Annotated in this window: 10 protein-coding genes, 1 rRNA gene, 1 riboswitch and 1 other annotated feature; of the genes, 8 read left to right on the forward strand and 3 right to left on the reverse strand. The window is 37.6% G+C overall.

Annotation, left to right across the window (positions count from 1 at the left end):
- The first annotated feature begins 50 nt into the window (after positions 1–50).
- A riboswitch (SAM riboswitch) is annotated at positions 51–159 on the forward strand.
- A gap of 347 nt (positions 160–506) precedes the next feature.
- Positions 507–1706, forward strand: coding sequence for a methionine adenosyltransferase (metK, locus tag FCI53_RS17320; protein WP_138420302.1), 1200 nt, complete (start codon positions 507–509; stop codon positions 1704–1706).
- A 184-nt stretch (positions 1707–1890) separates the two neighbouring features.
- Here the strand turns inward: metK and FCI53_RS17325 are convergent, their stop codons facing one another.
- Positions 1891–2403, reverse strand: a complete 513-nt coding sequence (locus FCI53_RS17325) for a gamma carbonic anhydrase (RefSeq protein ID WP_138420303.1) — start codon at positions 2401–2403, stop codon at positions 1891–1893.
- 704 nt (positions 2404–3107) lie between these two features.
- Here FCI53_RS17325 and FCI53_RS17330 point away from each other — a divergent pair.
- A complete protein-coding gene (locus FCI53_RS17330; RefSeq protein WP_246050142.1) occupies positions 3108–4154 on the forward strand; it encodes a tetraprenyl-beta-curcumene synthase family protein in 1047 nt (348 codons plus the stop codon).
- A 107-nt stretch (positions 4155–4261) separates the two neighbouring features.
- On the opposite strand, the gene mnmM is transcribed toward FCI53_RS17330, so the two are convergent.
- Together mnmM and mnmL are read right to left on the reverse strand one after the other, a co-directional pair.
- Complete coding sequence (mnmM, locus tag FCI53_RS17335; RefSeq protein WP_138420304.1) at positions 4262–4828, reverse strand: tRNA 5-(aminomethyl)-2-thiouridylate-methyltransferase MnmM; 567 nt, start codon at positions 4826–4828, stop codon at positions 4262–4264.
- On the reverse strand, positions 4822–5784 hold the full coding sequence (gene mnmL, locus FCI53_RS17340; protein ID WP_138420305.1) for a tRNA modification radical SAM protein MnmL/YtqA: 963 nt from the start codon (positions 5782–5784) through the stop codon (positions 4822–4824). Before mnmL ends, mnmM begins: the two co-directional genes overlap by 7 nt.
- Positions 5785–5913: 129 nt before the next feature.
- Between mnmL and FCI53_RS17345 the strand changes: the two genes are divergently transcribed.
- The 6 genes from FCI53_RS17345 to FCI53_RS17370 all read left to right on the forward strand — a co-directional run.
- Positions 5914–6195, forward strand: a complete 282-nt coding sequence (locus tag FCI53_RS17345; RefSeq protein ID WP_171038219.1) for a DUF2524 family protein — start codon at positions 5914–5916, stop codon at positions 6193–6195.
- Positions 6196–6325: 130 nt separating this feature from the next.
- Positions 6326–7090, forward strand: a complete 765-nt coding sequence (locus tag FCI53_RS17350) for a hypothetical protein (RefSeq protein WP_138420307.1) — start codon at positions 6326–6328, stop codon at positions 7088–7090.
- 4 nt (positions 7091–7094) lie between these two features.
- Positions 7095–7475, forward strand: a complete 381-nt coding sequence (locus FCI53_RS17355; RefSeq protein ID WP_138420308.1) for a GntR family transcriptional regulator — start codon at positions 7095–7097, stop codon at positions 7473–7475.
- Positions 7468–8154: an ABC transporter ATP-binding protein gene (locus tag FCI53_RS17360; protein ID WP_138420309.1), complete on the forward strand. Its 687-nt coding sequence runs from the start codon at positions 7468–7470 to the stop codon at positions 8152–8154. Before FCI53_RS17355 ends, FCI53_RS17360 begins: the two co-directional genes overlap by 8 nt.
- A 243-nt stretch (positions 8155–8397) precedes the next feature.
- Positions 8398–8612, forward strand: a binding site (T-box leader).
- Positions 8613–8718: 106 nt separating this feature from the next.
- Positions 8719–11136, forward strand: coding sequence for a leucine--tRNA ligase (gene leuS, locus FCI53_RS17365; protein WP_138420310.1), 2418 nt, complete (start codon positions 8719–8721; stop codon positions 11134–11136).
- A gap of 604 nt (positions 11137–11740) precedes the next feature.
- Positions 11741–11868: ribosomal RNA gene (locus FCI53_RS17370) — 16S ribosomal RNA — on the forward strand; the annotation flags it as partial.

An 11868-nucleotide genomic window follows, 5' to 3' on the forward strand; every position in this document is an offset into this window, starting at 1 on the left:
AAATTGACAAGGCCCTTTTGTTTCGATACGATGAAATGCGAACGGACACTCTCTTATCCAGAGTGATGGAGGGACAGGCCCAATGAAATCCAGCAACCACTAACTGTGAGATGTAGAGGTGCTAACCTGTTGCAAGGGAAATACCTTGAACGATAAGAAGAGCGGAAGACCATTCGTCTTTTTCTGGTGAAAGTCTACATAATTCTAATGGTACAGGGCGTTTATTTCCAAAAAAGCCCTGTATTTCTATGGGACATATTGTTTGGAATGAAGCATGTATAGAGAAAAAGACACTGTCTAAAATTCCTTTCGAGTGTAGGGAGGTTTGTTTAGAAATACACAATGGTCGGTACTCATAAATGAAACTATCTTAGTAAAGAATGAAGGTATACATGATAAAGTTACGTATTTCAAGTGAAGAAATCATGGATATATAGTTTCGGATTATCATACTGGGGAGAAGAGAAGTTCCGTATTCCAAGAAACGTGAAGGAGGATTTAGCAGAATGGCTGCAAATCGTCGATTATTTACATCGGAATCGGTTACAGAAGGACATCCAGATAAAATTTGTGACCAGATTTCTGATGCCATTCTAGACGCAATATTAAATAGTGATCCAAATGCTCGTGTTGCTTGTGAAACTACTGTGACAACAGGGCTTGTACTAGTAGCGGGAGAAATTACAACAACTACGTATGTTGACATTCCTAGTATTGTGCGAAAAACCATTAAAGGCATAGGTTACACTCGTGCAAAATATGGCTTTGATGCAGATACGTGTGCTGTGTTAACAGCAATTGATGAACAATCTCCTGATATTGCAGGTGGTGTTGATCAAGCATTAGAAGCAAGAGAAGGAAATATGACAGATGAGGAAATAGAGGCAATTGGGGCAGGTGACCAAGGGTTAATGTTTGGTTATGCCAATAACGAGACACCTGAGTTAATGCCACTACCAATTGCTTTAGCACATAAGATTTCCAAGCGATTGTCAGATGTTCGTAAAGATGGGACATTGGCTTATCTGCGGCCTGATGGAAAGACACAGGTAACGGTTGAGTATGATGAAAACAACAAACCAATCCGGGTGGATACGATTGTTATTTCTACACAACACCATCCAGACATAGAAACGAAGCAAATCCAACAAGATTTAAAGCGTGATGTAATTGAACCAATTGTCCCAGCAGAATTTTTGGGTGATGAAACAAAGTACTTTATTAATCCAACTGGAAGGTTTGTTATTGGTGGTCCACAAGGTGATGCAGGGCTAACAGGACGAAAAATCATTGTCGATACGTATGGTGGTTACGCACGTCACGGTGGTGGTGCATTTAGTGGCAAGGATGCAACAAAAGTTGATCGTTCTGCAGCTTATGCAGCCCGTTATGTTGCGAAAAATATTGTTGCGGCAGGTTTAGCTGATAGTTGTGAAGTACAATTAGCTTATGCGATTGGTGTAGCCGAACCCGTTTCAATCTCCATTAATACCTTTGGGGCAGGACAAGCATCAGAAGAAGAATTGGTTAAGGCGGTTCGAGCATTGTTTGATTTACGCCCAGCCGGTATTATTAAAATGCTTGACTTAAGAAGACCAATTTATAAAGATACTGCTGCTTATGGTCATTTTGGAAGAACGGATATCGAATTCCCATGGGAAAAAACAGATAAAGTAGATGACTTGAAAAGATTTGTATTGAAATAAAGAAAAGACCAATTCTCGAGGGAATTGGTCTTTTTTAATGACCAGAAAAAGCCAAGTCCAGCTTCAGCGCATACTAGTCTTAAGTCAATGCTCTTTGGGAAGAAAGCACTAAGCCGAGGATTGCGTCGGAGGATAACCAAGACGCCCCGAGCTTTTGTTCTTCAATGGAGGTATCCAACAAGTGTTAGTCTTGTAATGTTTTATAGTATTTTCCTTTTTCTACATAGGAATTTTTGATTCTTTCCATTTCCTGGATATCCTCATCAGTTAAATCGCGAACAACTTTTGCCGGTCTACCAAAGGCAAGTGTTCGAGGTGGGATTTTTTTACCTGGTGGGACTAAACTTCCCGCGCCAATAAAAGCCTGCTCCCCAATTTCTGCTCCATCTAAGATAATCGATCCCATTCCAACCAGCGCCTTCTTTTTAATGATTGCAGAGTGGAGCGTTACTTGATGCCCAATTGTGACATTTTCTTCGATTATTAATGGCATGTTAGGGCTTTGGTGTAATAAACTTAGATCTTGAACATTGGAATTTTCACCAATATGTACGGGTGCAACATCGCCGCGGATGACGGTTTTGAACCAAACACTTGCATACTTATCGATCGTGACATCTCCAGTAATAACGCTGTCTTCCGCTAAAAAGGCGGTTGGAGCAATAGTAGGTTTTTTTCCTTTGTATTCATACAACATTACAGTTGCCTCCTTTATGGAATAAAAATGTATGTTTAGGTACCATCGGAAAAGTTTACTGCTAAGGCTTACTTCTTACGTAAGATATCGCATTAATGCGCATTTGCTGTATTATGTGCAGTAACTTTTATAATAGTTTTTTATTTGAGTACTTTTTCTTTAGATAATGAGCATTTAGTACTTTTTATACATCATCCCGCGCTTTTTCTCAAGATCCTGCGTATTTACGACTTTTTCGTACATCATCTAGCGCTTTTTCCAAAGATCCTGCGTGATTACGGCTTTTTTATACATCATCCCGCACTTTTTCTCAAGATCCTGCGTGATTACGGCTTTTTCATACATCATCCCGCGCTTTTTTCAAAGATCCTGCGTGATTACGGCTTTTTCATACATCATCCAGCGCTTTTTACGTTGATTGCCACGTAATTTGAAAATCACTGTACTTCACTATTTTAATTAGTTAATAATTTGCTGCACATAATACAGCTTATATGCAGCAATAACAATCTTTTAATAAATAGCTCAGACAAAAAAATGATTGTCATGCAAAAGTCATGGGTCTGGAAATGGAAGAATTTACTTCACATGCTATAATTAATAGTAACACAGTCCAAACTATGATTGTTGGAGTGAATCTATACAGTGTAGCAAGGGAGGGGAATGGATTGTACCATTCCATACCGAAAACATCACCGATTTTGATGAGTTATGTTTACAGTAAAGTTTTTCCAAGAGTAAAAAAAGAATTAGATTATTGGATTCAACAAGCGCGCCGTATTGAGAATCCTGAGTTAAAAACACAAGCATTGGCAAGCATTACAGAAAAAAAGTTTCATTGCCAAGGTGGTAGTGTTTACAGTATATTAGCGAAAAAACGTTGGCCTGATGCTATTCGATTTATCGTTGCGTATCAAACGATTAGCGATTATTTAGATAATTTATGTGATCGTAGTACATCTTTAGATCCGAAAGATTTTCGCATGTTACATCAAGCTATGGAAGACGCATTAACTCCCAATAATGAAGTGAAAAATTATTATAAGTATCGACAGGAACAAGATGATGGAGGCTATTTAGCTGCTCTTGTAAAAACATGTCAAAATAGCTTATCGACACTTGAGCATTATTCCGCTATTCAAAAGCAGTTATTACAGTTAGAACGTTTATACAGTGACCTTCAAGTACATAAGCATGTAGTAGAACAGGAACGGATACCAAGGCTTAAAGCATGGTTTAACTCCTTCAAGTCACAATGGACGATGTCCTTACACTGGTATGAGTTTTCTGCTTCAAGTGGATCAACCTTAGGTATTTTTTGTCTTGTTTCCTATGCAATGGGTGGGAAAATGACAGAGCAATTAGCAGAGGATATATGTAAAAGTTATTTTCCGTATATGCAAGGATTACATATTTTGTTGGATTATTATATTGACCAACAAGAAGACTTAAATGAAGGCGATCTAAATTTTTGTAACTATTATGTAAATAATGATCAATTAATTGAGCGGTTTATTTATTTTATTGATCAAACAAAAAAGCAAATCCAGCGTCTTCCAAACAAGCATTTTCATGAGATGATTTATAACGGTTTAGTAGGGTTATATTTAGCGGATCCAAAAGTAAGGCGGTTAGATAGCGGAGGGAAGGTTACCAAGGTATTATTACAGGCCAGTGGTCGTCGATCTAGTTTTTTTCATTTGAATGCAAAAGCTTATAATAAATTAAAGGGTAAGTATCGGGTGTCATAGTCCTGAAACACCTTTGTTAGAGCAATATAGCAAGCGCCACAATGGAATTAAATTTTAAAAAGAGCCACCAAAAAAACAGCATGGATCACATCCAAGCTGTTTTTTTGTTAATTTTTTCCTATCGCTAATACAAATGGTGGGTTATTTTTTTGATTAATAAATCGATATTGTAATACTTGATACTGTTTTTGATCATAACGATGAAGATGTTCTAATAATGCGTCTCTTTCAATATCTCCTCCGTGGTGACCGTGGTACACAACTAGTACTAACACTCCACCAGGTTTTAAGTAATCCGTTATGGTATCTACTGCGGCGATGGTACTCTCTGGTTTCGTAATAACGGATTTATCGCTTCCAGGTAAATAACCAAGATTAAATATTGCCCCACCTATATGATTTTTCAAATGATCAGAAAGATGTGATCCAAGGTATTGATGATCCTCTTGGATTAAAGTGACATTGGAGATGCCTTCTTCTGTTATACGTTGTTTCGTATGAGTGATTGCTTCAGATTGAATGTCGAAAGCTAGAACGTGCCCTTCTTTACCAACAATATGGCTTAAGAAGATCGTATCATTTCCTTTTCCGCACGTACCATCGATCACAGTCTCGCCAAGTTCTGCAGAAGCCTTTAATAGTTCATGTGCATATGGAATAACTCGCTTTAACATGATAAAATCTTTTCCTTCACATTATAGTATTTACCTTGCCAGCTATTGCGGCGTTCTAGTTCATGGTCAATCGAATTAAGGACGTCCCATTTCTTAATACTCCACATTGGACCGATTAATAAATCAGGAGGTCCATCCCCAGTGATACGGTGAATGATCATGTCCTTTGGTAATAATTCCAACTGATCTACAACAAGGTTGATGTACTCCTCTTTTGATAAAAATTGCAATAAACCTTTTTCATATTGCTTTACCATTGGAGTTCCTTTTAATAAGTGTAGTAAATGAATTTTGATGCCTTGTACATCCATTTCACTAACAGCCTTGGCAGTTTGTAGCATCATGTCATAGTCTTCTCCAGGTAAGCCGTTGATGATGTGAGAACAAACACGTATATTGTGTTTGCGTAATTTTGCAACACCTTCAAGATAACAATCTAGGTCATGGGCACGGTTAATTAGGTCAGAAGTTTCTTGGTGCATGGTTTGTAGTCCTAATTCTACCCATAAATAGGTTCGTTCATTTAATTCGGCTAAATACTCCACCACATCATCAGGTAAACAGTCTGGGCGAGTCGCAATCGACAAGCCAACAACCCCATCTTGTTTTAAAACTGTTTCATATTTCTCTCGTAATTCCTCTACAGGTGCATGGGTGTTTGTGAATGCTTGGAAATAGGCCATATATTTTCCATCTTTCCATTTATCGTGCATCTTGTTTTTTACATTGTTAAATTGTGTTTCTAAATCATCCACACGGTTTCCAGCGAAATCGCCACTACCAGCAGCTGAACAGAATGTACAACCGCCATGGGCCACTGTGCCATCACGATTTGGGCAATCAAAACCGCCCTCAAGCGCAACTTTAAACACTTTGTGTCCAAAATGGTTTTTCAGGTGATAATTCCATGAATGATATCGTTTTTGGTCAAATGAATACGGAAATGGATTGTTCATAATCTAGCTCCTTTAATGAAATATAACTATTGTAGCATGAAGTGTTTCGCAAAACACTCCCAGATAAGTGTAACATCTTCCATGTATGTACGATGTGATTTAGAACAACTTAGGAATGAGGTGATGATAGTGGCAACAAGAGATTCTGTAGAAGAACTGGTTCAACAAGCAGATATAACATTGGAAAAAGCGCAAAAACAGTTAGAAGTCACAAATCGTAATGGGTTTGAAATCGATAATGAGTACTCCGATGTACAACGACAACTATCTGAAGTGGCAGCTGAAATTGAAAATATGATGACTAGTGCCAATCATCAACAACGAGAGCAGTTGCATCGACTTAAATTACAAGTGAATGGTTATCTAAATGACATGATATTAGATCAAGTCGATTTAAAGCAATTTGAATAGAGAAAAAACCCTTACTTTTTGGTAAGGGTTTTTTATATGAGGAAGCATCATTTTGCTGTATGAAGTCTTGAAGTTCCTTTTGTTCTAGTGTACTATTTAGATAGCACACTAGAACAGGGGAGGAATATTCGTGGATCAAAGGCTAAAGGGGCTTATATTTAAGGAATATCGGATGATGCGCAACTTTTATATTTCTGTATTTTTACTGCAATTTGCCTACTTCATTTTTCTTGGTTGGAACGCTGTATCGATTGATGATTTAATTATTCGCTTTTCATTAGAGTTAGCAATCGGATTAATTATTTTGCCTGCAACTGTATTATTTAGTTTAAATATGGAAGTAAATCAAATGGCAGATTTTTTACATATTCCAACCACCGTCCACAAGAAAATTTTCGTGAAATTATTTAATGCTACCATTGTTGCGCTATTATTTTTTGCGATCTATACAATTGTATTGGTTGGGCTTACTTTGATTGGAGGAAAGGGAATTGAAATGACCGATTTATTGCAATTGCTATTATGGTATTGTATTTCGGCCTTAAGTATTTCCGTTTTTTTCGTTGCTATTATTTTATTGTTATGGAGTCTACATCAATATTTAAAGTTGTTTATTGGATGGGGATGGAGTGCTGTTTCCATTTTTATTTTCTTTTATGTTTTTTTCTGGGGGATAGACAAGATTAAAGAAACAACGATGTATGATCAGATTAGTGGATGGGGACAAGTTGCTATCCCATTTTCATCGACAACTCAACCGCCATTCTTTATAGGGATGGAGCATACAAACGGACAAATTATCCTATTTTTAGGTTATTACCTTTTCTATACGATACTAATCTTGGGAGCTTATTTTACTTCAGTGTTTCTAATCGAACGAAAATTGGAGGTGTAGTCAGGTGGCTCACTCTTTCTTACCTGATAAGCCAATTTACCTTCAACTGGTAGATCGTATATCAAGTGAAATCGTACGTGGGGAACGATTACCAGGGGATAAATTACCTTCTGTTCGCGACTATGCAATTGAATCCGGTGTGAACGCGAACACGGTGCAACGCGTATATCGAGAATTAGAGTTCTTACGAGTAGTTGAGACACGTCGAGGTCAGGGGACGTTTGTTATTGAAAATCAAGAGAAGTTAAACCAATTAAGAGAGGATATGAAACAAAAGTATATAGATCTGTTTGTAACAGACATGCGTGAACTAGGTTTTACGTTAGAGGAAATGGTCAAAGGGATTTTACATTATCAAGAAAGGGAGGGGGGAAGCGATGATTAACTTGCAACAGGTAACCAAGAAGTTCGGACGTTTTTCAGCGCTTAAGGATTGTAATGTGTCGATTGAATCTGGAAAGGTGATTGGGGTTGTGGGTGAAAATGGTAGTGGTAAGTCAACAATGTTAAGATTGTTAGCTGGATCTCTCCGCCCGACGCATGGAAAAGTAATGATAGATGGTGCAGTTGTTACTCGGAAAATCAGTGAAAAATTAGCCTATCTAACAGACAATAACTATTTTTATCCATATTTTACAATCCAGCAATTAATTGATTTTTATCATAGTCAGTTTAATGATTTCGATAGGAATAAAGCGCAACAACTGCTTCACTTTATGGAACTCGATTCATCAACTAAAATAAAACATTTATCAAAAGGAAACGTTGGACGGATAAAAATAGTGATCACGTTGTCTAGAAATGCACCATATCTTGTGTTAGATGAACCATTCTCAGGTTTAGATCCGATGGTGCGTAAATCAATCATTACTAGTATGATTCGTTTTGTAGATTTAAGCCAGCAAACATTAATTCTAACCACACATGAAATAAATGAAATAGAACCGATATTGGATGAGGTGATTTTGCTAGGGAGTGGTGAAGTTGTCGCGCAACGGTCTGTTGAAGCTATTCGAGATAAATACCAAATGAGTGTGGTGGATTGGATGGAATCAAATTACTAACTAAGATGTTTATCACGGTGTAACCATCCGAAAGGGTTCCCACTTTAAAACATGAAATGAAACGAGATGTGTACGTGGGAGTAAACTTTCGCTTTTACCCCGATTGGTTCAACTAACACTCAGTGGGGAAAGAGCAAAAAACCCCCACTGAGGAAGTTTCACTTTTTCTCTTGCTTAAAAGCGTAAAAATTGGCAAACCTTGACAAAGGGGGTTGCTTTCTTTAAAATACGGTTACAATAACTCGAACGATTATGAGAAGGAATAGTAATAAATGTTCAGGTTTAAGAGAGACAGTGGTTGGTGGAAACTGTCCCTGGATTTTATGAACTCGCCTTTGATAGATCGCAGAATGTGAACACTAGTAGCTTCTGCCGTATTCCGCGTTAAGGAGATAAAGCGGGTGCAGGTAATAGTGCACTAACTTGGGTGGTACCGCGGGAAGTCTCTCGTCCCATTTTTTGGGATAGGAGACTTTTTTTATTCCGAAAGAACAAGTGTTTGCGTTTGACTGCGCTAAGTTCACACTTTCTAAATAAATAGTGCAAACATAAGGAGGAAGAATCATGTCATTTGATCACAAGATAATTGAAGAAAAATGGCGTAATTATTGGCTTGAAAACAAAACATTTAAATCAAATGGTAAAACAAATAAGGAAACGTTTTATGCTTTAGACATGTTTCCTTATCCATCTGGTGCAGGTCTACACGTGGGACATCCTGAAGGATACACAGCAACAGATATTATTTCACGCATGAAACGTATGCAAGGATATGAAGTCCTTCATCCAATGGGGTGGGATGCGTTTGGTTTGCCGGCTGAGCAATATGCATTAGACACAGGAAATGATCCTGAGGAATTTACGAAAAAAAATATTGATACCTTCAGGCGTCAAATCCAAGAGTTAGGCTTTTCCTATGATTGGGATCGTGAAATTAATACAACCGATCCAAATTATTATAAGTGGACACAATGGATCTTTTTAAAACTATACGAAAAAGGTTTAGCATACATTGATGAGGTACCAGTAAACTGGTGTCCAGCTCTTGGTACTGTATTAGCAAATGAAGAGGTTATTGATGGGAAAAGTGAGCGTGGCGGCCACCCTGTTGAACGTAAACCAATGAAACAATGGATGTTAAAAATTACAGCCTATGCGGATCGACTTCTAGAAGACTTAGAAGAGTTGGATTGGCCAGAAAGCATAAAAGATATGCAACGTAACTGGATCGGACGCTCAGAAGGGGCGGAAGTTCATTTTGGGATCGATGGTCATGCCGATACTTTTACCGTATTCACAACAAGACCAGATACCTTGTATGGTGCGACTTATGCTGTATTAGCCCCCGAGCACCCACTAGTTGAAAAAATTGTTACAAATGACCAGCAGCAAGCTGTTGAAAATTATTTAAATGAAGTAAAGACTAAAAGTGACTTAGAACGAACAGATTTGGCTAAGGATAAGACGGGTGTGTTTACAGGTGCACATGCGATTAACCCAGTAAATGGTGAAAAGCTTCCAATTTGGGTTGCTGATTATGTTTTAATGTCGTACGGATCAGGTGCAATCATGGCTGTACCGGCGCATGATGAGCGTGATTATGAATTCGCTGAAAAGTTCGGTCTTGAAATTATTCCTGTTCTAGAGGGTGGGAATGTAGAAGAAGAAGCATACACAGGTGATGGAAAACATATTAATTCTGGTTTTCTAGATGGCTTGAATAAAGAGGATGCAATTGAAAAGGTAATTACATGGTTAGAAGAAAATAATAAGGGTGAGAAAAAAGTAACGTATCGTTTAAGAGATTGGTTATTTAGCCGTCAACGATACTGGGGAGAACCAATTCCAGTAATTCATTGGGAAGATGGCACAATGACAGGTGTACCCGAACAAGAACTACCATTGACATTACCGAAAACAACGGAAATCAAACCGTCTGGTACTGGTGAATCACCACTTGCCAATATTGAGGATTGGGTCAATGTGGTGGATCCAGAAACAGGTAAAAAAGGACGTCGTGAAACAAATACTATGCCACAATGGGCTGGAAGCTGTTGGTATTTCTTGAGGTTCATTGATCCGAATAATAGTGAAAAACTTGCAGATTATGAGGATCTGAAAAAATGGTTGCCAGTTGATATTTATATTGGTGGGGCAGAACATGCTGTGCTTCACTTGTTGTATGCACGTTTTTGGCACAAATTCCTATATGATATTGGTGTTGTACCAACAAAGGAACCATTCCAAAAATTATATAACCAAGGGATGATTCTTGGTGAGAACAATGAAAAGATGAGTAAATCAAAAGGAAATGTCGTCAATCCAGATGAAATTGTTCAAACACATGGTGCAGATACATTAAGGTTATATGAAATGTTTATGGGGCCTTTGGATGCTGCAGTAGCTTGGTCAACAAATGGTTTAGATGGTGCTAGACGATTCCTTGACCGTGTGTGGAGATTATTCATTACAGATGATGAAAAACTTTCACCTAAAGTGGTGGACAGTGTTTCTAATGATACGTTGGAAAAGGTTTATCATGAGACGATTAAAACTGTCACAGAAAACTTTGAGGATCTAAGGTTCAATACAGGCATCTCACAAATGATGGTATTTGTTAATGAAGCATACAAAGCAGATGAAATTTCTAAAGACTATGCAGAAGGATTTGTGAAGATATTATCTCCAGTAGCCCCTCATCTAGCAGAAGAACTATGGGAAAAATTAGGGTATGAAGACACGATTGCATACCAAGCATGGCCTGCTTATGATGAAGAAAAACTTGTTGAAAATGAAATAGAAGTAGTTATTCAAGTAATGGGTAAAGTAAGAGCAAAAATGATGGTCGATAAAGATGCTACCAAAGAAGAACTAGAAAAGCATGCATTAGAAAATGAAACAATAAAAGAACGACTTGAAGGTAAAACCGTTCGCAAGGTGATTGCAGTTCCAGGTAAATTAGTAAACATCGTTGCGAATTAAAGCACAAGGTTTGACTTAATCTGTTCATGAATTAATTGGATTACGGTAGCGGTTTTTCTCAATTTCTACTATTGAAAAGCTCTCTTGTAACGTAAGGCTACAAGAGAGCTTTTTACTATTATTTAAGCAATATAATGGTTTGTATTCTTAAACAAAATCCGTTGCTTTTTCGGCATGTTTTTTTCAACAGACCAGCTTAAAAACCCACATTACTAATTGGATGCATGAACTTAAACAGAATATTATAGTTTACACGAAAGCGTAAATAGACAAGAAAGTTTTAAATAACTTTAAAACCTATTAAAAAATATGTTGACTTACCTAATAAAAAAGTGTATTATAAATTTTGTTGTCACAAAAATTCTTTGTGAAGACATTAAGCAGAACACATTACCACGAATTGGTAATGGAATATAATTGACAAAATTCATTGTTATTGCTAAAATGAATTTGTTGGCGAAAAAACGACAAAATTTGATCTTTGAAAACTGAACAAAACAACCAGTATGAAACAGATTGGGTGAAACGTTTCATTTATTTGAAACAGACTACCCTGAATCATTTTTTAAAGCTAGTTTTTGTATGAGTGAAAGACACTCTTTCTATTATGGAGAGTTTGATCTTGGCTCAGGACGAACGCTGGCGGCGTGCCTAATACATGCAAGTCGAGCGCGGGAAGCAAGCAATCACCCTTCGGGGTGTGCGCTTGTGGAACGAGCGGCGGACGGGTGA

It is taken from the genome of Aquibacillus sediminis (assembly GCF_005870085.1).
GTDB classification, from domain to species: domain Bacteria; phylum Bacillota; class Bacilli; order Bacillales; family Amphibacillaceae; genus Aquibacillus_E; species Aquibacillus_E sediminis.

What these genes read in the sequence shown, in the direction of transcription:
- metK (WP_138420302.1), top strand. Translation starts at nt 507, where the DNA reads ATGGCTGCAAATCGTCGATTATTTACATCGGAATCGGTTACAGAAGGA.
- FCI53_RS17360 (WP_138420309.1), top strand. Translation starts at nt 7,468, where the DNA reads ATGATTAACTTGCAACAGGTAACCAAGAAGTTCGGACGTTTTTCAGCG.
- FCI53_RS17325 (WP_138420303.1), bottom strand. Translation starts at nt 2,403, where the DNA reads ATGTTGTATGAATACAAAGGAAAAAAACCTACTATTGCTCCAACCGCC.
- mnmL (WP_138420305.1), bottom strand. Translation starts at nt 5,784, where the DNA reads ATGAACAATCCATTTCCGTATTCATTTGACCAAAAACGATATCATTCA.
- FCI53_RS17330 (WP_246050142.1), top strand. Translation starts at nt 3,108, where the DNA reads ATGAGTTATGTTTACAGTAAAGTTTTTCCAAGAGTAAAAAAAGAATTA.
- mnmM (WP_138420304.1), bottom strand. Translation starts at nt 4,828, where the DNA reads ATGTTAAAGCGAGTTATTCCATATGCACATGAACTATTAAAGGCTTCT.
- leuS (WP_138420310.1), top strand. Translation starts at nt 8,719, where the DNA reads ATGTCATTTGATCACAAGATAATTGAAGAAAAATGGCGTAATTATTGG.